At 69.4% G+C, this 20,987-nt stretch carries 22 protein-coding genes; 10 read left to right on the top strand and 12 right to left on the bottom strand.

What is annotated here, in order from left to right; translation table 11 throughout:
- The first annotated feature begins 56 nt into the window (after positions 1-56).
- Together FB475_RS11345 and FB475_RS11340 are read left to right on the top strand one after the other, a co-directional pair.
- Positions 57-473 carry a hypothetical protein gene (locus tag FB475_RS11345; protein WP_141855123.1) on the top strand — a complete coding sequence of 139 codons (417 nt, stop codon included), beginning with the start codon at positions 57-59 and terminating at the stop codon, positions 471-473.
- A gap of 63 nt (positions 474-536) precedes the next feature.
- On the top strand, positions 537-1,289 hold the full coding sequence (locus tag FB475_RS11340) for a sugar phosphate isomerase/epimerase family protein (protein WP_141855121.1): 753 nt from the start codon (positions 537-539) through the stop codon (positions 1,287-1,289).
- On the opposite strand, the gene FB475_RS11335 is transcribed toward FB475_RS11340, so the two are convergent.
- Genes FB475_RS11335 through FB475_RS11315 form a run of 5 tightly spaced genes read right to left on the bottom strand, consistent with a single transcriptional unit; the run spans position 1,286 to position 6,777 of the window.
- Positions 1,286-2,725, bottom strand: coding sequence for a hypothetical protein (locus FB475_RS11335; RefSeq protein ID WP_141855119.1), 1,440 nt, complete (start codon positions 2,723-2,725; stop codon positions 1,286-1,288). The genes FB475_RS11340 and FB475_RS11335 overlap by 4 nt on opposite strands.
- On the bottom strand, positions 2,722-3,261 hold the full coding sequence (locus FB475_RS11330; protein WP_141855117.1) for a SigE family RNA polymerase sigma factor: 540 nt from the start codon (positions 3,259-3,261) through the stop codon (positions 2,722-2,724). The genes FB475_RS11335 and FB475_RS11330 overlap by 4 nt, the downstream gene beginning before the upstream one ends.
- A gap of 54 nt (positions 3,262-3,315) precedes the next feature.
- Positions 3,316-4,563, bottom strand: a complete 1,248-nt coding sequence (locus tag FB475_RS11325; protein WP_141855115.1) for a DUF445 domain-containing protein — start codon at positions 4,561-4,563, stop codon at positions 3,316-3,318.
- Between the two features lie 35 nt (positions 4,564-4,598).
- On the bottom strand, positions 4,599-5,801 hold the full coding sequence (locus FB475_RS11320) for an MFS transporter (protein WP_238332090.1): 1,203 nt from the start codon (positions 5,799-5,801) through the stop codon (positions 4,599-4,601).
- Positions 5,779-6,777, bottom strand: coding sequence for a hypothetical protein (locus FB475_RS11315; protein ID WP_141855111.1), 999 nt, complete (start codon positions 6,775-6,777; stop codon positions 5,779-5,781). Before FB475_RS11315 ends, FB475_RS11320 begins: the two co-directional genes overlap by 23 nt.
- A gap of 165 nt (positions 6,778-6,942) precedes the next feature.
- On the opposite strand from FB475_RS11315, the gene FB475_RS11310 reads away from it, so the two are divergent.
- Genes FB475_RS11310 through FB475_RS11290 form a run of 5 tightly spaced genes read left to right on the top strand, consistent with a single transcriptional unit; the run spans position 6,943 to position 11,474 of the window.
- Positions 6,943-7,515: a TetR/AcrR family transcriptional regulator gene (locus tag FB475_RS11310; RefSeq protein ID WP_185759207.1), complete on the top strand. Its 573-nt coding sequence runs from the start codon at positions 6,943-6,945 to the stop codon at positions 7,513-7,515.
- Entirely contained in the window at positions 7,499-9,112 is a 1,614-nt protein-coding gene (locus FB475_RS37535; protein WP_141855107.1) for a nitrilase-related carbon-nitrogen hydrolase, read from the top strand. The genes FB475_RS11310 and FB475_RS37535 overlap by 17 nt, the downstream gene beginning before the upstream one ends.
- On the top strand, positions 9,000-10,022 hold the full coding sequence (locus FB475_RS11300) for an alpha-hydroxy-acid oxidizing protein (RefSeq protein ID WP_238332089.1): 1,023 nt from the start codon (positions 9,000-9,002) through the stop codon (positions 10,020-10,022). Before FB475_RS37535 ends, FB475_RS11300 begins: the two co-directional genes overlap by 113 nt.
- A complete protein-coding gene (locus FB475_RS11295; RefSeq protein WP_141855103.1) occupies positions 10,019-10,663 on the top strand; it encodes an HAD family hydrolase in 645 nt (214 codons plus the stop codon). Before FB475_RS11300 ends, FB475_RS11295 begins: the two co-directional genes overlap by 4 nt.
- A 58-nt stretch (positions 10,664-10,721) precedes the next feature.
- Positions 10,722-11,474, top strand: coding sequence for an alpha/beta fold hydrolase (locus FB475_RS11290; RefSeq protein ID WP_141855101.1), 753 nt, complete (start codon positions 10,722-10,724; stop codon positions 11,472-11,474).
- On the opposite strand, the gene FB475_RS11285 is transcribed toward FB475_RS11290, so the two are convergent.
- Positions 11,471-12,544 carry a 2-oxoacid:ferredoxin oxidoreductase subunit beta gene (locus FB475_RS11285; protein ID WP_141855099.1) on the bottom strand — a complete coding sequence of 358 codons (1,074 nt, stop codon included), beginning with the start codon at positions 12,542-12,544 and terminating at the stop codon, positions 11,471-11,473. The two genes, FB475_RS11290 and FB475_RS11285, sit on opposite strands and share 4 nt — an antisense overlap.
- Positions 12,541-14,511 (bottom strand): 2-oxoacid:acceptor oxidoreductase subunit alpha, encoded by a 1,971-nt coding sequence (locus tag FB475_RS11280; protein WP_238332088.1) that lies wholly within the window; start codon positions 14,509-14,511, stop codon positions 12,541-12,543. The genes FB475_RS11285 and FB475_RS11280 overlap by 4 nt, the downstream gene beginning before the upstream one ends.
- A 260-nt stretch (positions 14,512-14,771) precedes the next feature.
- On the opposite strand from FB475_RS11280, the gene FB475_RS11275 reads away from it, so the two are divergent.
- Both FB475_RS11275 and FB475_RS11270 read left to right on the top strand, forming a co-directional pair.
- Positions 14,772-15,527, top strand: a complete 756-nt coding sequence (locus FB475_RS11275; RefSeq protein ID WP_141855097.1) for a hypothetical protein — start codon at positions 14,772-14,774, stop codon at positions 15,525-15,527.
- Positions 15,528-15,536: 9 nt separating this feature from the next.
- Positions 15,537-15,893: an NADH-quinone oxidoreductase subunit A gene (locus FB475_RS11270; RefSeq protein WP_141855095.1), complete on the top strand. Its 357-nt coding sequence runs from the start codon at positions 15,537-15,539 to the stop codon at positions 15,891-15,893.
- On the opposite strand, the gene FB475_RS11265 is transcribed toward FB475_RS11270, so the two are convergent.
- Positions 15,890-16,798, bottom strand: coding sequence for an ornithine cyclodeaminase family protein (locus tag FB475_RS11265; RefSeq protein WP_185759205.1), 909 nt, complete (start codon positions 16,796-16,798; stop codon positions 15,890-15,892). The two genes, FB475_RS11270 and FB475_RS11265, sit on opposite strands and share 4 nt — an antisense overlap.
- Positions 16,799-17,031: 233 nt before the next feature.
- Between FB475_RS11265 and FB475_RS11260 the strand changes: the two genes are divergently transcribed.
- On the top strand, positions 17,032-17,238 hold the full coding sequence (locus FB475_RS11260; RefSeq protein ID WP_141855091.1) for a hypothetical protein: 207 nt from the start codon (positions 17,032-17,034) through the stop codon (positions 17,236-17,238).
- Positions 17,239-17,251: 13 nt separating this feature from the next.
- Here FB475_RS11260 and FB475_RS38095 read toward each other — a convergent pair whose 3' ends face one another.
- The 4 genes from FB475_RS38095 to FB475_RS36710 form a co-directional block, all read right to left on the bottom strand.
- Positions 17,252-20,170, bottom strand: a complete 2,919-nt coding sequence (locus tag FB475_RS38095) for a helix-turn-helix transcriptional regulator (RefSeq protein WP_141855088.1) — start codon at positions 20,168-20,170, stop codon at positions 17,252-17,254.
- A gap of 125 nt (positions 20,171-20,295) precedes the next feature.
- Positions 20,296-20,460: a hypothetical protein gene (locus tag FB475_RS36715; protein WP_185759203.1), complete on the bottom strand. Its 165-nt coding sequence runs from the start codon at positions 20,458-20,460 to the stop codon at positions 20,296-20,298.
- A 15-nt stretch (positions 20,461-20,475) separates the two neighbouring features.
- Positions 20,476-20,604 carry a hypothetical protein gene (locus FB475_RS38090; RefSeq protein WP_272952064.1) on the bottom strand — a complete coding sequence of 43 codons (129 nt, stop codon included), beginning with the start codon at positions 20,602-20,604 and terminating at the stop codon, positions 20,476-20,478.
- Between the two features lie 218 nt (positions 20,605-20,822).
- Positions 20,823-20,978 carry a hypothetical protein gene (locus FB475_RS36710; RefSeq protein ID WP_185759201.1) on the bottom strand — a complete coding sequence of 52 codons (156 nt, stop codon included), beginning with the start codon at positions 20,976-20,978 and terminating at the stop codon, positions 20,823-20,825.
- Between the last annotated feature and the right edge of the window lie 9 nt (positions 20,979-20,987).

The raw sequence follows: 20,987 nt of genomic DNA, 5'->3' as shown, positions 1-20,987 counted from the left end.
CGCCCGACAGCCGCATCCAATTACTTTGCTCATGACGTGAGACGGCGGAGGACCGGGTGCTGGCGAGCCAGCGCGTCCGCAAGCAGATCGAGTCGTCCGCGCTGGGGGCACTCGGTGACGTGGTCGCGGCGAACCAGCGCCCCGCGAGCCCGCAGGCGGACGCGTTCAACGCCTACCTGAACAGCGATCCGCAGTCCCGGCCGCAACATGCCGCCGATTCGCCGGAACGGAGGCTGGCGGCCGAGCTGATCGCCGCCGACAGCCGGACGAACTCGATGGACCCGGTGCGGACCGAGCGGGCGCAGGAGTACGTCGCGCATGCCGTCGTCTTCGACGCGGGCGCCGAGGCCGGGAGGGCACCCGGTCGTCCGTCCCAGGCTCCTGCGGCGGCCGCCGGACCGGTGGGTGTTCCGGTGACAGCCGGCAAGGCCGGGGTACAGGGCGACAAGGGCAGGACGCCGTCCATCGGGTGACTCGTGGCGTGAGTCTGTTGGTGTGATGCGGTTGGATGGAGGTGTGGACACCAGGAGGCACGCGTGGGTGTGAGGACCGGTCTGGTCTCGGTGACGTTTCGGCAGTTGGCCGTCGACCAGGTGGTCGAGGTGGCTGCCGCGGCGGGGTTGTCGGCGATCGAGTGGGGCGGGGACATCCACGTCCCGCTCGGGAACCTGGTCAACGCCAAGCGCGTCCGGAACCTGACCGAGGTGCACGGCCTGCAGATCGCGGCGTACGGCTCGTACCTGCGGGCCGGCAGCGTCGACCGGGAGGAGATGCGGTCGGCGGTCGCCACCGCGGAGGCGCTCGGCGCGCCGCGGATCCGGGTCTGGGCGGGCAACGTCGGTACGGCGGACGCGGGCGTCGGCGACCGGATGGCGGTCACCCGGGGCCTCGGCGAACTGGCCGAGATGGCAGCCGGCGCTGGCATCGAGATCGCGATGGAGTTCCACCGGAACACCTTGACCGACGAGGTCGACTCGACGATCACCCTGCTGCTCGACGTCGGCGCGCCGAACCTCACGACGTACTGGCAGCCGCCGGTCGACCTGGACGACGCGGAGTGCCTGCAGCAGCTCGAGTCGCTGATGCCCTGGCTGAGCACGGTGCACGTTTTCTCGTGGTGGCCGTCGAACAACCGCCTGCCGCTGGCGGCCCGCGAGTCCCTGTGGCGCCCGGTCCTCGACCGCCTCGCCGCGGAACCCCGCGAGATCAACGCCCTCCTCGAGTTCGTCGCCGACGACTCCACCGAACAATTCACCCAGGACGCCGCCGACCTGCACAGCTGGGTCTAGGACACCGGTTCGTACAGCGCCACGATCAGCGTGCCCTTGGTCGGCGTGCCGTTCGAGACGGTGAGGGTGGCGCGGTCGGCCGCTCCGGCGGCGCGCGGATAAGTACTGAGACCCAGAGCGCCGGTGGTGTTCGGCCCGATGCTGAGCGTGCGCTCGGTCTTGCCGATCCAGAGGCTGCCGGTGACCTCACCCGCGACGCCGAGCGGTGAGCTGCCGTACGCGATCACGTACGGGCGCCCGGCGGGTGTGGCGATCGTGAGCTTCTTGCTCGGGCCGGGCGCCGTCCGGACGTCCGCGAGGCGGTAGTCGTACCCCCCGAGCTCGATCCGCTCCGCCAGGTCGACGCCGTCGATCGTCCGCTGCTCGCCCTGGAAGTAGACGCCCAGACCGAAGCGCGTGTCCGGTGGCACCGGCGGGCCGCCCGGTTTCGCCGGTACTACCTCCGCGACGACGTCGATGCGCTGTCCGGCCGGGACCGGCGCCGGGAGCGTCACGCTGTCGCCGGCGCCCGCGTCCGTCGAGTTGCCGACGCAGGTGGAGATGTTGGGCTCTCCGGCGCCGACGCGGACAGAGATCGAGTACGGGCGTTCTTCGCTGTCGGAGCCCGCGTTCGCCGTACAGAACTGGTGCACGACCAGCGGTCTGCCGGTCGAGGTGAAGCTGAAGTGCACCTGGCTGCGGCCGGGGTCCGCGATCTGGGCGCCGGCCAGGGTGTCGCCGCCGATGCGCCGCCGGTAGACGACGCCGTCCTTGGTGTAGTCGTCCGGGCCGGCCGGGACCGTCCGCGCCGGTGCGCCGTCGACCGCCGCCGACGGGTCGTACGGCGTCGAGTAGATGCCGAGCGAGATCCGGGCGTGGGGAGTGACCACGCGCCGGGTCGACAGATCGATCACGTCCGCGACGACCTGGACCGGTCGGCCGATCGGGGACGCCAGCCAGAACGGCGAGTCCGGTCGCAGCGACACGCTGCTGCCCAGCGTCCATGCATCGGATCCGGTCACACAGCCGGCGTCACCGACGTACCAACCGTTGATCTTGAAGCGGACGGCGTACAGACCGCCGTCCGCCTCGCAGTTGGCGTGGACGGTGATCGAGTCGGTGGTCGGGGTCCAGGAGAACGACAGCTTGTCCTGGCCGCGGTCGCCGATCCATGCCTTGAGCAACTTGTCGCTGCCGACCGTGCCCGGAACCGTGACGCCGTCGCGGGTGTAGTCCGCGGGCGGCCGGTCGGCCGGCGGGGTTGCCGAATGCGTCCCAGGGAGGAATCCGGCGACGACGGCCGCGAGTACGGCGGCGGCCGCTCCGGCGGCGGTGACGATCCGGCGCCGCTTGGTACGGCGGACCTTGTGCCGTACGCCGGGCAGCAGGTCGTTCTGGTGCTGGTCGGCGTCGGCGGCGCGGGTGCTGAGCTCGTCGCGGAGGTCTTGGAGGTTCATCGTGGGGTCTCCAGATCTGCCGGAGTGGTCAACGCCGGGTCGAGCCGGAGCTTCGTAAGAGCCTTGGCGGTCTGACTCTTGACGGTGCCGACGCTCGTCCCCATGAGGCGCGCGGTCTCGGGCTCGCTGAGGTCTTCGTAGAAGCGCAGTACGACGACCGCGCGTTGCCGGCGGGGGAGCCGGCCGATCGCGTCCCACAGGTCGAGGCGGTCCTCACGGTGCGGGACCGGGGCCTCGGGCAGCTCCTCGGTCGGGATCTCGCCGGTCCACTTGCGGTGCCACCAGGAGGCGTACGTCGTGACCAGGATCCGCCGGACGTACGGCTCCGGGTTGTCCTCGCGGATCCGGCTCCAGTGGAACCACGCCTTCGCCAGCGCGGTCTGCACAAGGTCCTCGGCCAGCGCGTGGTCGCGGGTCAGCAGGTACGCGGTCCGGACCAGGGCCAGTGAGCGGGCTGCCACGAACGCGTCGAAACTCGCCGTACCGCCGGTCGGCACCGCTCTCACCTCCGTCACCACGCCGTCGTCGATGCTCACATCCTGCTGGACCGCCTGGGTCTTCCGGATGGTTGCCCCGACCGGCGCACAGCGTCAGATCAGCTGGCTGGCGGTGTGGATCAGGAGGCCTACGAGGGCGCCGACGACGGTGCCGTTGATGCGGATGAACTGAAGGTCGCGGCCGACGTGGAGTTCGATGCGGGCGGCGGCTTCGCGGCCGTCCCAGCGTTCGATGGTGTCAGAAATGACCGAGACGATCTCCGTGCCGTAGGTGCGGACGACGTACCCGACCGCCTCGGCGGCGCGGGTGTCGACCTTGGTGCGGAGGTCGTCGTCGTGCTGGAGGCGGTCGCCGAGGTCGTGCAGCACCTTGATGCCGCGAACGCGCAGCGTGCTGTTCGGGTCGTTGATCGAGTCGATCAGCGCGGTCCGCATCGCGTCCCAGACCGCGGTCAGGCTGTTGCTCATGTCCGGATGGGTCAGCATCCGAGCCTTCCAGGCCTCGAACCGTTCCATCGTCTCCGGGTCGTTCTGCAGGTCGTCGGCCAGTTGGGCGAGCAGCCGGTCGACGGCCCGGCGGGCGGGGTGCGCCTGGTTGTCCCGTACGTCGGCCAGCCACGCCAGCGCCTCGCGGTGGATCCGGTCGATCACCAGCCGGTCCACCCACTGCGGCGACCACCGCGGCGCGCGCGGGCCGACCACGTCGGCGAGCAGGTCCCGGTTGCTCGCCAGCCAGTCGTACGCCTCCACCATCAGCAGGTCGAACAGCGCGTGGTGTGCGCCGTCCTCGACCACCGACTGGACGAAGTGCCCGGCGATCGGACTCAACGGCTCCTTCACGAAGCGCGGCAGCAGCGAACCGCGGACGAACGCGGCCACGTCGTCGTCGCCGAGCTTCGGCAGCGCCGCGCCGACCGTCCGGGCGCCCTCGGCCACGATCCGCTCGGCATGGTTGCCGTCGGCAAGCCACTCACCGACCCGGCGGCTGATCTCCGCGGTCCGCATCTTTTCCGAGACGACTTCCTCGGAGAGGAAGTTCTCGGTCACGAACTGCTCGAGACTCTCCGCCAGGCTGTCCTTGCGGGTCGGCACGATCGCGGTGTGCGGGATCGGCAGCCCGAGCGGCCGCCGGAACAGCGCGGTGACCGCGAACCAGTCCGCCAGCGCACCCACCATCGCCGCCTCGGAGGCCGCGTTCAGATAGGCCCAGCCACCGCCGCGGTGCAGCGTCGCCACGTAGATCGCCGCCGCCAGCACGAGCAGGGCCAGCGCCACCGAGCGCATCCGCCGCAGCCCACGCCGCCGGACCAGGTCGGCAGCACCCAACGTCAAGGTCGCCATACACCGATCTAACCAAGTCCCTGGTCACGAAACCCTCAGGCAAGTACCTGAGTCGACCCTCGGCGTTCCATCAGGCCGGAGATCGCGGCCAGGATCAGGCCGGCCACGGCGAGGGCGGCGCCGAGGCGGCTGGGCCATTCGTAGCCGTAGCCGGCGGCCAGGACGACGCCGCCGAGCCAGGCACCGAGGGCGTTCGCGATGTTCAGTGTGGAGTGGTTCAGCGAGGCGGCCAGCGACTGGCCCTCGTGGGCGACGTCCATCAGGCGCGTCTGCAGCGCCGGGACCAGGATGCTCGCGGAGCAGCCCATCGCGAACACCGCGATCAGCGCGCCGGGCCGAGTGTGTGCGAGCCAGCCGAACGTCCCCAGTACGACGGCGACCGCGACCAGGCCGCCGTACACGCTGCCCATCAGCGAGCGGTCCGCGAGCCGGCCGCCGAGAACGGTGCCGACCGTCATGCCCACGCCGTACACGCCGAGCACGATCGTCACCGCGGACTCGGAGAAACCGGCCAGTTCCGTCATCGTCGGCGTGATGTACGAGTACGTCGCGAACATCCCGCCGAACCCGACCATGCCGACCAGCAGCGCCATCCACACCTGCGGCCGGGCCAGCGCACTCAGCTCGCTGCGGACGTTGACGTCGCTCCCGACCGGCTGCGGCGGGATCCAGAGCCAGACGGCGACCAGCGTCAGCAGACCGAGTACGCCGACCGCGAGGAACGGCACCTGCCACCCGAGTTGCTGCCCGAGCAGAGTCGTCACCGGTACGCCGATGATGTTCGCGACCGGGAGCCCCACCATCGTCATCGACACCGCCCGCGCCCGCCGCTCGGCCGGAACCATCGACGCTCCGACCACCGCGCCGATCCCGAAGAACGCGCCGTGCGGCAACCCGGACAGGAACCGCGCCGCCAGCAGGAACTCGTAGCTCGAGGCAACGGCCGACAGCACGTTGCCGACCACGAAAACCGCCATCAGCCCGAGCAACAACCGTTTTCTGCCCGTCCGCGCGCCGAGCGCCGCGATCACCGGAGCACCCACCACGACGCCCAGCGCGTACGCCGAGACGATGTGGCCCGCGGTCGGGATCGAGATCCGGACGCCGTCCGCGATCTGTGGCAGCAGCCCCATCGTGACGAACTCGGTGGTCCCGATCGCGAAACCACCGGTCGCCAGCGCGAACAACGCCAGGCTGACGTGCCGCGCCGTACGGTCAGGAGCGAACGAACTTGTCACACCTGATTGTCGCAGAGATCAGCAGGACCACCGCGAGCAGGGCGAAGACCCCGTTCCCGATCAGGTCGACCGTCCTCGAGGCGCCGAAGGTCGGGCTTTCCGGAAACGCATGCCACGCGTAGGTGAGCATCGCGCCGCCCGCCGCGGCCAAGGTGTGCATTCGCGTCCACGTGGTCCGGCGGGACCACGTGACGAACAGGACGATCGCGAGTACGTCGACGGCGATCGATACCGCGGCGCAGAGCCAGCCGTTCTTGATCTCGTCATTCACGAGCATCCAGCCGCTGCTGAGCACGAGTCCGACGATGCCGACGATCCACGGCGACGGGACATTTCCGGTGGTACGCCGGGGCGTGCGGCGGCCGGCCCAGACTGCGAGAGCGATCAGTACGACGACCGCGACGGCAACGCCGACGTTCTGCCCGGGGGAGGCGCGGAACGAGTCCTGGGCGTAGCCGAACAGTGTGGTCGCGACGACGCCGAGGATGAACAGGACGCCGTACACGCTGAGGCCGAGCTTGCCCAGCCAGGGTTCGCGCGGGCGGCTGGACAGGGACTCCATCACGACGATCGGGACCGTGATGCTCCAGAGCGTGTGCAGGCCGAGGACCATCACGGTCCACGGTGCGCCTATGCCGAGGAACGAGATGTGGCCTGGGTCGAGTAGCCGCAGGTGCGCGTAGTTCGGGTTGAACAGCGACTGGGTGGTGATGCCCTCCTCGATCACGCCGTACGCGAGGGCGAGGATCAGGATGCTCGGGTAGCCCCAGCCGCGGCGCCGGGCGACCTCACGGATCAGCACCGCGCCGCCGCCGTACAGCGGGGCCAGGGCGAACAGTGCGAACAGGCCGCTGATCGGGATGTTCCCGAGCAGGAACTCGGCGACCATCGGAGACAGGAAGAACAGGCCGAGAGCCGGCAGTCCGCGCTTCACGCCGCTTCGTCGGGGAGCGGTCACCACGTGCGTGTTCGTCATGGTCACCACTGTGGGCGCGGCGGGCGGGGCCTGCGGATGCGATCCGTCCCGTTCCGGTGCTGACGTCCGGCGCGGTCCGGTCCCTGACGGATGTCACGGTCTCAGGGTCCAATCAGGGTCACATTGCCTATACGGCGTATAGGGAATGCGTTTCTAATGGTTTCCGTGACGACAAAAGAGCGGATCACCGTGGCGGCGACGTACTTGCTGACCGAGCACGGCGCGGCCGGGGTGTCGATGCGGAAGGTGGCGGCCGCGGTCGGGATCACGCCGATGGCGATCTACCAGTACTTCCCGGATCGGGAAACGTTGCTGAACGCGGTGGCCGACACGGCGTTCGCCGAGCTGGTCCGGCGCTGGGAGGCCGCGGACCGGCCGGTCGCGGCGGACGAACGGCTGCGGGAGATGCTGGTCGACCACGTCGACTTCGCACTCGCCCAGCCGCGGTTGTACGACTACATGTTCACTGAACGGCGTGACCAGGCGCGGCAGTTCCCAGCGGACTTTCGCGCCCGCAGGTCGCCGACGCTGAACCTGGTCGCCGACGCGGTCACCGCCGGCGTCGAGCAGAAACTCTTCCGCGACCAGGACATCTGGGAAACCAGCCTGATGTTCGCAGCTCTCCTGCACGGCCTGATCCAGCTCCACCACGGCGACCGCATCAGCATGCCGGACAAGTCGTTCCGCACCCTGTGCCTCCGCCTGGGCGAAAGGATGATCGATGAACTACGTGTCTAGGTGGTGGGCTGTCGCGGCAGCTGTTGCCGCGGGTGTGCTGCTGTTCTTCGGGTCGGGTTTGCACACGGTTCCTTTGTTGACGTGGCTGGCGCCGGTGCCTGTCTTCTTTGTTGCGCCGCGGGTGAGGGCGTGGGTCGCAGGGGTGGCGGCGTTCGTGGGGTGGCTGCTCGGTCTCAGCAATCTAGTGGGGTACTTGCTGGGGGATCTCGAGGTTCCGCCAGTGGTGTTGGGGTTTTTGGTGGGGTTGGCTTTGGTGTTCGCGGGGACCGTGTTGTTCTTCCGGGCGTTGGTGGTACGGGGGCATCCGGTGGTGGCGGCGGTCGCGGCGCCGGCGTTGTGGGCCGCGGCTGATTACTTGATCGCGATGGTCTCGCCGCACGGGGCGTTCACGAGTCTCGCGTACACGCAGGTGGAAGTTGCCCCGGTCAACCAGATCGTTTCGTTGGCAGGTCCCTGGGGTTTGAGCTTCCTCTTGTTGCTTCCGGCGGCGGCGATCGCGGCCCGGCGCACCCTCCTCGTGCTTGTGGTTGCCCTGGGTGTGTGCGTGTACGGCGTGGTGCGACTCGATGGCAGCACCAACGCCGAGCCCGTGAAGATCGCAGTACTGTCAGCTGAAGGTGCCGACGACGCGGGCTGGCCGAACGCAGGTGGACCAAAGATCCTGGAGCGGTATCGCCCGTTGATCGAGAACGCCGCTCACCAAGGCGCACAGATCGTCCTGCTCCCGGAGAAGACGATCGACGTGCAGAACGACCGACTGCCCAAGCTGTTCCAAGAGCTTGCCATCAGCAACAAGATCGAACTGGTCGTCGGCGTCACCGCACTCGGCGGCGGCGACCACAACCGTGCCCTGATCTTCCACCCCGACGGCACCCCGCCGACGTCGTACGACAAGCACCACCTGATCCCCGGCCTCGAGCCGTACGAGTCCGGCGACAAGCTGGCGACGTACAAGGACTTCGGGCTGATGATCTGTAAGGACATGGACTTCCCGGCGCTCGCCCGGCAGTACGGCGAACTCCGTACCGGCCTGCTGCTCGTCCCCGCGCTGGACTTCGTCGACGACGGCTGGTTGCACAGCCGGATGGCGATCCTCCGCGGGATCGAGAACGGCATCCCGATCGCCCGCGACGGCAGCAAGGGCCGCGTGACGCTGACCGACGCGAACGGCCGCATCGTCGCCGAGACGACCGCCCCGCCGGACGGCCCGGCGACCCTGATCGGCGAACTCCGGCCAGGCGTCGACCGGACGCTCTACACCGCCTGGGGCGACTGGTTCGCCTGGCTGTGCGGCCTGATCGCGCTCGCGGGGGTGGTGCTGTTGAGCCGGCGTGGTGGTCGTGGGAGCATCCGGCATGGCCAACTTCGGGGACTACCAGCTGCAGATCTACCTGCAGGGGATGCTGCAGGGGACGACGCCGGAGATCACCACCGACCTGGCGCGGTTGGAGTCGCAGGCGGCCGGGAAACTGCCGGTCGAGGCGATGGGATACATCGTGCCGAGCGCGGGTGGTGGCGCCACCGCGCGGGCGAACCAGGCGGCGTTCGACCGCTGGCGGCTGGCACCCCGCATGCTCCGGGGGAGCACCGACCGTGACCTGTCCTGCACGATCCTCGGTACGGCGATGCCCGCGCCGGTGCTCGTCGCGCCGATCGGCGTCCAGACCCTCGCCCACCCGGACGGCGAACTCGCCACCGCCCGGGCCGCAGACACCCTCGGCCTCACGTACACGCACTCCACCCAGGCCAGCCACGCGATCGAGGAGATCGAGGCCGCGAACAAGTGGTTCCAGCTGTACTACCCGACCGACCGCGACGTCTGCCTCAGCTTCCTGCAGCGCGCCAAGGCCGCCGGCTACGCCGTACTCGTGGTCACGCTCGACACCGGGACGATCGGCTGGCGGCCGGCCGACCTGGACCGCGGCTTCCTGCCGTTCCTGAAGGGCGAGGGGTTGGCGAACTACTTCAGCGACCCCGCCTTCCAGGCGAAGCTGGTCGCCCCGATCACCGACGATCCGGCCGCGGCGGTGATGCACTGGGCGCAGATGTTCCCGAACGTCGGCCTGGCCTGGGACGACCTGTCGTTCCTGCGCGACAACTGGGACGGCCCGATCGTGCTCAAGGGCATCACCCACGTCGAGGACGCGAAGCTCGCGGCCGAGCACGGCGTCGACGGGATCGTCGTGTCGAACCACGGAGGCCGCCAGGTCGACGGCGCGGTCGCCGCGCTGGACGCACTACCGGCGATCGCGGACGCGGTCGGCGAGCAGCTCACGGTCCTGTTCGATTCCGGCGTACGCACGGGTTCCGACGCCGCGAAGGCGCTCGCGCTGGGCGCCAAGGCGGTACTGCTCGGCCGCCCGCTGCTCTACGGGCTGGCGCTCGCGGGCCAGGCGGGCGTCGAGCACGTACTCCGCTGTCTCCTGGCCGAACTGGACCTCACGCTGGCACTGTCCGGCTACGCCAACCACCGCGAGCTGAACCGCGACTCGGTCGTGCGGGCATGAAGGCGGTCGTTTTCGATCTCGACAACACGCTCTTCGACCACACCGGGTCGGCGGAGCGAGCCCTGCGGGCGTGGGTGGCGGAGCTCGGGGTCGTGCCGACGGACGAGCTGGTCGCGCAGTGGTTCGTCATCGAAGACCTGGTCTACCCGGCGTGGCTGGCCGGCGAGCTGACGCATCAGGGGCAGCGGCGCGAGCGGATGCGGCAATTCCTGCCGTTGCTCGGGCGCGAGGTGCCGGGCACGGACGCCGGGCTGGACGAGGTCTTCGGCGGGTATCTGCGGCTGTACCAGGACAACTGGGTGGCCTACCCGGACGCGCGACCGGCCTTGGAAGTTGCTCGGGGCAACGGCTGGCTGGTGGGCGTGCTGACCAACGGGAGTACGAAGCAACAGAACGCCAAGCTGGCGGCCATCGGCCTCGCGGAGTACGTCGATGTCGTGTGTACGTCCGAATCACTCGGAGTCAGCAAACCCGATCCTCATGCCTACCAACGCGTTTGTGAACAGCTCGGTGTGGAGCCGGCAGCTGCGTTGATGGTCGGCGACAACCTGGAGCTGGACGTACTGGCAGCCCGCGAAGCCGGGCTGGCCGCGCGCCACCTGGATCGCGCGGTGGGACAGACCCTGCTCGACCTCTTGTAGTCTATGTGACAGAGATTCGGTTCTCTGAAGTAGTAGCTACAAGGAGGTCGCGGGGCGGATGGCGCACTTGACGACTGACGACGGCTGTCGGCTCTGGACCGAGGTTCGTGGCTCCGGGCCGTCCGTCGTACTTGTGCATGGTGGTCCCGGGTGGTGGGACGTGTTCCACGAGCTGTCGCTGCCCGAGTTCACGCTGCACAGATGGGACCAACGCGGTTGCGGCCGCTCGGACCGTCGTGGTCCGTACACGCTGGCCCGCTACGTCGCTGACCTCGCCACCGTCTGCGGGCCTGCTCCGTCCATCGTCATCGGGCACTCCTGGGGAGCGTCGCTCGCCTTGGAGTTTGCCCAGGCACATCCGGACGCCGTGTCCAGGTTGGTGCTGGTTTCGTCGGTCGGGCTCGACGGCCCGCCGGCGGACTACCGCGCTCGGGTTGCCGAGCGTCTTGCCATGACACCGGAAGCTGATCCGTGGATCGCGCAGATCTCCGTGAACCTCGCCGATCGAAAGCTTGCTCTCGATCGCGCGAGGAAGCTGAACACGCCGTGGTTCGAGCCCAACCAGGTGTGCGCGGACGCACTTCGAGCCGAGCTGGCCGCGCTGACGGATCGGGCAAGCGTCTGCGCCAAGGTCGTCGTACCGACGCTGCTGGTGCACGGTGCAGAGGATCTGCGGCCGCCGGACGTGACCGACAGTCTGCTCGAGGCGCTGCCCGACGCGGAACGGGTAGTGCTCGACGGTGTCGGGCACTACCCGTGGATCGAGGACCCGGACGGCTTCCAGAAAGTCGTCCGGGAATTCCTCGCTTAGTTGATCGTCCAGGTGTCGGCGCCGGTGACGAGGGACTGGAGGTCGCCGGTGCCCTGGGTTTCCTGGGCGGTCTTGATCTGCTGGCGGACCAGGTCGTCGTACGCGGGCCGTTCGACGTTGCGGAACACGCCGATCGGAGCGCGGTGCAGCACGCCGCCGTCGGTGAGGCGGGACAGGGCGAACGCGTACGCCGGGTCCTCGACATGGGCGTCGTGGACGACCAGGTCGGCCTCGCCCCCGGGCAGGTCCGCAACCTCGCGGACCGCGAGCGACGCGAACCCGTCGCGGACCACGCCGAGGTGCCCATTGGTCCCGAACCGGATCGGTTCGCCGTGCACCAGCGGGATGATCGCGTCGTCCCGGGTCTCCGGGTCCTTGAAGGCCTCGAACGCGTTGTCGTTGAAGATCGGGCAGTTCTGGTAGATCTCCACGAACGCTGTACCCCGGTGCTCGGCCGCGGCCCGCAGCACCGAGGTCAGGTGCTTGCGGTCCGAGTCGACCGTACGGGCCACGAAGGTCGCCTCCGCGCCGAGCGCCAGCGAGACCGGGTTGAACGGGTTGTCCACCGACCCCATCGGCGTCGACTTCGTCACCTTGCCCGGCTCCGAGGTCGGCGAGTACTGCCCCTTGGTGAGCCCGTAGATCCGGTTGTTGAACAGCAGGATCTTGAGGTTCACGTTCCGCCGCAGCGTGTGGATCAGGTGGTTGCCGCCGATCGACAGCGCGTCGCCGTCACCGGTCACCACCCACACGCTCAGGTCCGGCCGCGCGGTCGCCAGCCCGGTCGCGATCGCCGGCGCGCGCCCGTGGATCGAGTGCATGCCGTACGTCGACAGGTAGTACGGGAAGCGGGATGAGCAGCCGATCCCGGAGACGATCGCGACGTTCTCGCGCTTGATCCCGAGCTCGGGCAGGAACCCCTGGAAGGCCGCGAGTACGGCGTAGTCACCGCAGCCGGGGCACCACCGGACCTCCTGGTCCGACACGTACTCCTTGCGGTTCTGTGGCTCGGTCGCCAGCGGGACGCCTGCCAAACCATGACCCGGCATGCCGAGCTCAACGGTGCTCATCGTGCACCCTCCGTCTTGAGATGACCGTTCTGATCGGCCAGTGCTTCACCGTGCTTCAACGCCGCGGCCGCGGTGCCCAGGTGGCGGGCGTCGTCGTCGATGCCCTCGGTCTCCTCGACCAAGTTGCCGATCACCTCGGCCAGCTCCGCGGCGCCGAGCGGCATCCCGCGGACCTGCGCGTACGAGACCACGTCGACCAGGTACTTCGCGCGCAGCAGCATCGCCAGCTGGCCCAGGTTCATCTCCGGGACCAGGACCTTGTCGTAGCTGCGCAGCACATCACCGAGGTTCGACGGGAACGGGTTCAGGTGCCGCAGGTGCGCGTGCGCGATCTTGCCGCCGACGGTGCGGACCCGGCGGACACCGGCGCCGATCGGTCCGTACGTCGAACCCCACCCGAGCACCAGGACCTTCGCCGTACCGTCCGGGTCGTCGACCTCGATCGGCGGGATGCTGCGCGCGACTGCGTCCACCTTCGCCTGCCGGGTGCGGATCATCAGGTCGTGGTTGGCCGGGTCGTAGGAGATGTTCCCGGTCTTGTCCTCCTTCTCGAGGCCACCGATCCGGTGGTCGAGGCCCGCCGTACCGGGGACGGCCCAGGCACGGGCCAGCGTCTCCGGGTCGCGCTCGTACGGCAGGTACTTGCCGTCGGGGGCGTTCGGCGCGGTGGTGAAGTTCGGGTCGATGGTCGGCAGGTCCTCGATGACGGGGATCTGCCACGGCTCGGACCCGTTCGCCAGGTAGCCGTCGGACAGCACGATCACCGGCGTCCGGTAGGTGATTGCGATCCGGGCCGCCTCGACCGCGATCGCGAAGCAGTCCGCGGGGGACTGGGCCGCGAGCACCGGCAGCGGGGCCTCGCCGTTGCGGCCGAACATCACCTGCAGCAGGTCGGCCTGCTCGGTCTTGGTCGGCATCCCGGTGGAGGGGCCGGCGCGCTGGATGTCGCAGATCACCAGCGGCAGCTCGAGCATCACGCCGAGGCCGATCGTCTCCGACTTCAGGCTGATACCCGGGCCGGACGACGTGGTGACGCCGAGCGCACCGCCGAACGACGCTCCGAGCGCGGCGCCGATCCCGGCGATCTCGTCCTCGGCCTGGATCGTGGTGACGTTGAACCGCTTGAGCTTGGACAGCTCGTGCAGTACGTCGGACGCCGGGGTGATCGGGTACGCACCGAGCACCATCGGCAGCCCGGCCCGCTGTGCGCCCGCCACCAGCCCGTAGGCCAGCGCCAGGTTGCCGGAGATGTTCCGGTAGGTGCCGGAGGCCATCGAGGCCGGCTTCACCTCGTACCGGACCGAGAACTCCTCGGCGGTCTCGCCGAAGTTGTAGCCCGCGCGGAACGCGGCGATGTTCGCGTCCCGGATATCCGCCTTCGAGGCGAACTTGGTCTCCAGGAACGTGATCGTGGACTCGACCGGCCGCTGGAACAGCCAGGACACCAGGCCGAGCGCGTACATGTTCTTCGCCCGGGACGCGTCCTTGCGGGACAGACCGAACTCCTTGACCGACTCCACCGTCATCCCGGTCAGGTTCAGCGGTACGACGTGGTAGCCGTCGAGCTCGCCGGTCTCCAGCGGGTTCTCGTCGTACCCGATCCGCTTCAGGTTGCGCGCGGTGAAGTCGGCGGTGTCGACGATCAGGGTCGCGCCGCGGGGCACGTCCTTGAGGTTCGCCTTCAGCGCGGCCGGGTTCATCGCGATCAGCACGTCCGGCGCGTCGCCCGGCGTGAGGATGTCGTGGTCGGCGAAGTGCAGCTGGAACGAGCTGACCCCCGGCAGGGTCCCGGCTGGTGCCCGGATCTCTGCTGGGAAGTTGGGCAACGTCGACAGATCATTGCCGAACGACGCCGTTTCCGCTGTGAACCTGTCCCCCGTGAGCTGCATGCCGTCACCGGAGTCGCCGGCGAAGCGGATCACCACGCGGTCGAGCTGCTTGACCTCGATGGTCACTGTTCTGTTCATCTCCAAGTCCAAGCTTGGGTCGGTCTGCCGCTTCGTGGACGACAGGTCGATCCCCCCGTCAGGGCGATAACCCCAATATTAGTTCGCCCTTAGAACGGAACCATGCGCAAGCCCCGGTGGTCCACAGCCTGGGACGCGGTGTTAAAAGCTGGTCAGGTCGGGTAGTGGGGCCTATCACCGTGCGCGAACGCTCGCTTGCGATCCGCAGCCAGAACCGGCAGGCTGGCGCGCAACTGCTTGCAACTTCAGGGAGTTGTCCGATGCGCCGACTACTGACCGGACTGCTTGTCGTGCTGTTCCTCGGCTGCGTGGTCCCGAGTGCGTCCGCGGTCCCGTCGCCGGTGCGCACGGTGCAGATCTCCAGCATCCGTACGACGGACGCGACCAAGGGCGTGATCACCGTCGTCGGCACGCTGACGCCGGCGCCCGCGAACGGGACGCGGATCCCGCTGCACCAGTGGATCCCGTCGCTGAAGCGCTGGCAGGAAATCGCGCACGGCTACTCCAAGGGCACCAGCGTGACGATCACCACGGTCCAGCCCGGGTCGATCCGGACGTACCGGATCGCGGTCGGTGCGCAGGCGCCGTACGCCGCTGCGCTCTCGCCGACGATCAGCTTCAAGCACTACGTGTGGCGGGGCATGTTCAAGAAGGGCGTGCTGTCCGTCGGTGGAGCGGGTCAGCCGCAGTTCAACGTCGTACCGCCGAACGAAGGGCCGCGGCGCGCGGAGGCGGACCTGCTCGCGAACCAGGGCGGGTACGTGTGGGGCGAGGTCGACTCGACCGGTTGCCGGTACTCGCGGAACTGGCTGGGGAACCTGACCGACGGGCTGGTCCGGGTATCGCTGCGCAGCGAGGTCAAGGCGATCGCCTCGGTCCGGATGCGGCAGGAGACCGAGGGCTGGCTGAACTCCGACATCACCGGCGTGACGAGGCTCCGGCTCCAGGTGGACGACATCCGCTCGGGCTACGGCCCGTACGTCTCGATCGACTCCCTGCTGCTCTGCACGAACTAGAGTGGTCTCGTGTCGGACAGCTATGGCGTCGTCGCCGCGGTGGTCGCGCTCGGCCTGGTCGGGCTGATCGGCGCGTTCGCGCTGAACAAGGCGCTGACCGTCACCTATCCGACCGAGGGCAAGCTCAAGACGTACGAGTCCGGCGTCGACCCGGTCGGCGAGGGCTGGGCCCAGGTCCACATCCGGTACTACCTGTTCGCGTACCTCTACGTGATCTTCGCCGTCGACGCGATCTACCTCTTCCCGTGGGCCACCATCTTCAACACCCTCGGCTTCGCCACCCTGATCGAGATGTTCGTGTTCCTCGCCTTCGTCGCGGTCGGCCTGCTGTACGCCTACCGCAAAGGCGTTCTGCGCTGGACTTAGCAGCGAATTCCGGCAAGCGCGGCGGCGATGGCCCAGTCCTGGCAGCCGATGCCTACTGATTTGAAGACGGTTCGGGCGGTCGGAGCTGGTGGGTCGGAGAGGGCTGGGCCAAGTTCGATCAGGCTGTCGAGGGTGCCGGATTCGACGGCGTCGATGACTTCGCCGGATTCCTCGAGCGCGGCTTCGCGTTGGTCGACCACGACCGTGCTGGTGGTGAAGAGGGCGCGCGGGAGTTCCCGCATGGTGGGGCGGAAGGCGCCGATGGCGTTGATATGAACCTCTACCGGGAGGGCGTCGGCTTCGAAGAGTGGGGTGCTTGACGAGGTGGCGCAGCAGATGATGTTCGTGGTGGCGATCGAGGCTTCGACGTCCGTGGTCGGCGTGAAGCGGACCTCTGGGAACTCCGCCGCGAGGGCCCGAGCCAAGGCGGTGGCCCGGTCGAGGGAACGGCCGGTGATGGTGACGTCGGTGATCGGGCGGACGGCGAGGACCGCGCGGACCTGGTCGGGGGCCTGGGCGCCGGTTCCGATCACAGTCAGCCGGATCGCGTCCGCGCGCGCGAGCAGGTCGGTGGCGACGCCGACGACCGCGCCGGTCCGCAGCGTCGTGATCGAGCCGCCGTCCGCAACGAGCTGCTCGCCGGCGCCGGTCCAGATCACGGTCGCGCGGATCGCCGGCACCTGGTCGAGCGCGATGCCGATCTTCTTCACCACCGCAGTCCCGGTCGGGGAGTGGTACGCCGACATCACCAGCACCGCGCCGTCGCCGAAGATCTGCCGCGGCGGCAGCACGAAGTTCCCGGCCGCCAGCTCCCGGAACGAGTCCCGGACAGCGTCGATCGCCGTACTCATCGGAACGGCGTTACGGACATCCTCAGCTGACAGCACCAACACCTGCCCGAGCATACGGCGGACCGTCGCGCTACGTGTCTGTTGAGCGGCCGGCGGCTCACTCCCCGGAGTAACTGAAAGTCCCTTCAATTTCCGTTGCCCTGGTCACCGTTTGTGCTTGCGTGGGGCAACAAACGGGAGTTTCAAGCGCCGTTCTTAACGGATTGCGTACAGCCGGTCGCCAAGCGCTGGGTTCGGGGTTATGGTGATTACTCGGGGGAACGGGGCGAGCACGTGGTGGTGAGGCTATGTCGTGGCAACTGTGGGTATTGATCACCCTCGCTGCGGCCGGGTTGGTGTTGTTGGCCGCAGCGCGGATGCGGCACGCCCGCAAGGTCTTCGACGACATCACCGGAGTCAGCCGCCCCGCGCCACGCCGCGAGCCCGAGCCTGACGAACTGGCTCGGGCCCGGGCCCGGCACCTGGACGCCGAACCCAAACGCCGCCACGGCTAGGACCAGACACGCCCTAGTCCTCGGTGAGCAGCCCGTCGCGCCTGGCCACCGCGGCTGCTTCGGTCCGCGAGCGGACACCGAGCTTGGCGAGGATGTTCGACACGTGCACGCTGACGGTCTTCTCGCTGATGTACAGCTCGCGCGCCAACTGCCGGTTGGTCCGGCCCTCGGCGAGCAACCGCAGTACTTCGGTCTCGCGCGACGTCAGCGCACTCGCACCGTGCGCGTCCCCGCCACCGGCCTCCTCGAGCAACGGCCGCGCATTCAGCTCGCGCCCGACCTCGGCCGCCAACGCGGACTGCTCGTTCGCCTCCGCGACCCGCCCTGCCGCACGCAGCGCGTCCGACAGCCGCACCCGGGACCACGCCTGCTCGAAGACGTACCCGTACCCGAACGCGTCGGCCGTGCGCTGCCACGACGCGACATGGTCCTCCGGCGTCGGCGCGTCGATCCCGGCCAGCCACCGCAACCGATCCCACTCCGACTCCAGCCGCGCCAGCCAGGCCAGCCCCTCGACGCCCATCAACCGCCCCGGCGGCAGCCCCTTCTCCGCGGTCGCCTGACCGATCGACAGCAGCTCGGCCCCGCGCTCGGCCAGGTCCGCCGCTGCCGACGGCTCGCCGACCGCGCGGTGGCACAACAGCTGTAGCCCGAGCGTTGCGAACCGGATCCGCCCGAGGAACCACTCGGTCTGGAACAGGTCGGCACACAGCGTGGAGACGTCGGCGATCAGCTTCTCCGCCTCGGCCGGCTTGTCGAGCATCCGGTACGCGTCCACGGCCGGCTGCAGCCCGATGATCGGCAGCATGATGTCCAGGTCCCACCACTTGCGGGACATCTCGAACTCCTCCGCGACCGCGGTGTCACCGCGCCCGCTGCGGACCGAGAACTCCACCGCCCGGAGTGCCGCCGCGGCCGCGGCCGGCGTCATCGAGTCCGTCCGCGCGGTCGCCGACGCCTCGTCCCACTCACCGAGCATGAACTGGGTCAGCGCCAGCATCCGGCGCGCGTCGAACCCGTACGCCGCCCACTGCCGCCCGAGCTCCCCGGCCCGCTTGGTCGCGAACGACAGCGCGGCCTTCGCGTTGAGCAGGTCGCCCTGCTCGTAGCGCGTGGAGCCGAGCAGGAACCGGCTGCGCACCTCGGCGGCCGGGTCCCCGGTGAGCTGCGCCCGGACGGCGGCCTCCTCGAGCTGCTTCACCGCCGTCTCCGGATCGCCGGCGCGGCGCCGCAGTTGGGCGAGGGTGATCCCGGCGTCGCTGGCGGCGGACTCCTGACCGGCGTCCCGGGCGATCTCGAGCGCCTTGTGCGCCCACCGTTCGGCCTCCATCGGGCGGCCGAGCGCGTCGGAGACCCGCGCGTACAGCGAAGCGACCTGCGCCTTGAACACGCTGGCCGGCTCGTCGTTGACCAGCTTCAGCGCCTGCGACACGGCCTCGTGGGACTCCTGGTCCTGGTCGATCACCAGCGCGATGTCGGCCAGCGGGAGGAGTAGCTGCGCCCGCTCGAGCTTCGGCGCATCGGGCGGAAGATCGGCCAGCGCCTTGCGCAGGATCTTCACCGCGCGCAGGTGCTGCGACGACAGGGTCGCGGCGGTCGCGGTCTGGACGATCAGCCAGGTCTTGTCGATCGCGCTGTCAGGCGCCCGGTTCGGGAACAGCTCCAGCGCCAGCTCGTAGTGCTTGAGCGCGTCCTGCGGCGCGGCGACCGAGATCGCCTCCTCACCTGCTCGGACCCGGGCCTCGAACGCGACCGGCAGGTTGTGCGACCGGGTGGCATGCCCCGCGAGCTCGGCCGCCGTACCGGCCACGGTCTGGTCCTTGAGGGCCTTCACGTACGCCGCGTGCAGGCGGACGCGCTCGCCTGGCAGCAGGTCGTCGTACACAGCCTCGGCCAGCAGGGCGTGGCGGAAGTAGTACCGATCGGTGGTGGGGATGTCGATGATGTGGGCGTCGATCAGCTCGCGCAGGGCCTCGTCGAGCTCGCGGTCCGGGAGGTCGGCGACCGCGGTGAGCAGCGTGTGCGGAACGCGGTGACCGGCGACCGCGATCACCCGGGCGACCTGGCGGGCGTCGTCGGACAGCGGGTCGAGGCGGACGAGCAGCAGATCCGCCAGGTCGGGCGGTACGCCGTCGTTGTCGCCCATCGACGCCGCGGCCGCGAGCTCCTCGGTGAAGAACGCGTTGCCGCCGGCCCGCTCCAGGATCCGCCGCTCCTCCATCGGAGGCAGCGGAGCGCGCAGCAGCGAGTGCAGCAGCGTGCGGGACTCCTCGGCGTCGAGGGGCAGCAGGTTGACCCGGCCGACCCGGGGGTTGCGGGACCACTCGGCGATCGGGCGGCGTAGCGGGTGCCGGCGGTGCAGGTCGTCGCTGCGGTACGACACCACGAGCGCGAGGCGCTGCGAGGTCAGCCGGGTGATCAGGAAACCGATCAGGTCCCGGGTCGAGTCGTCGGCCCAGTGCGCGTCCTCGATGATCACCAACTGCGGCTCGCTGGTCGAGAGTGCGGTGAACGCGCCGAGGACCGCGTCGAACAGCGCGGCCCGGTCGAGCTGGGCCTCCTGCGGCGCGGGCTGGGCGCCGAGCAGGCGGTGCGCGGGCAGCAGGCGGCCGATCGCGGGGAAGTTCCGCAGCACGCCCTCGACCAGGTCGGGGCGGTCGCCGGCCAGCCGGCCGAAGATCTCCGAGAACGGCTGGTACGGCAGGCCGGCGTCGCCGAAGTCGGTGCAGTGCCCGACCAGTACTCCGAAACCGCGCTCGTGCGCACCGGTCGCGACCTCGTCGAGCATCCGGGTCTTGCCGACGCCGGCGTCGCCGGACAGCAGCACGGCACCGGCGCGGCGCGTCTTGGCGTCGTCCACGGCGCTGAGCAGGGCGGCCATCTCGGACGAGCGGCCGACGAGAGGTGTCGAATTCCAGGGCACGTCGTCCATCTTCGCCCCTGGCGCCGACACAAATCGACGGCATCCCGTTGTGTGAGTTCTTCCAGTCGCGGAACCGGCGACAGAAAAGCCGTCCCTGATCTGTGCTGCTCGATCAGGGACGGCGGTTCCGGCGGTCATGCGACCGGACGGGGTCGAAGGGCGGGCCGCGCCTCGGGGCGCTCGGTCTCCTTCGCGGTCCGCTTGCGGCGGTTCGCGGCCCGGTAGTCACGCTTGGCGCGCTCCAGCCGGTACGCGGTCTCGGCTCGTACGGAGTCCGGGGTCAGTGGCATGTTGATCATGGTCGGTTCCTCCTCTCAGGCTTTCCGGCCGAACAGGTGGCTGATGGTCCGGCGGCCGCGGGACTCCCGGTGCTGCCGGAAGTCACGGCTGAGGCGCTCCCTGCGGTAGTCGACCTCTGCCTTGACCGATGCGTTGCTGAACATGTGTTCCTCCGTTGTCTGCGCCGGCTCGCTGCCGGCAACCACTAATCTGCGCGTCTGAGGTGGACCCGCACATCGGAACTCCTCCCTATCCCTGCGCCCTGGTGCCACTTAGGCGGTCTCAGGGGGTCCTAGTGCTCCTGAAACGACAGGGGCGCGGCCGGCTCACGACGAGCCGGCCGCGCCGGGGGGAGGGGTCTGGTACGGCGGTGAACGTGCGGTCACATCGCCGGCCGGGCCCGCAGCTCGGGCGCACAGGGCGGCGGGGGCTGCGGCAGCCGCTTGCGGAACCACACGGGACGCTGGAAGTCGCGGCGGATCCGCTCCTGGCGGTACTTCATCTCCGCCTGAACCGCGGCGGTCGAGTAAACGAACATGATTTCCTC

This window comes from Kribbella jejuensis (assembly GCF_006715085.1).
Taxonomy (GTDB): Bacteria; Actinomycetota; Actinomycetes; order Propionibacteriales; family Kribbellaceae; genus Kribbella; species Kribbella jejuensis.
The sequence above is the reverse complement of the archived record's forward strand: the minus strand, read 5'-3'. Positions and strand labels throughout refer to the sequence as shown.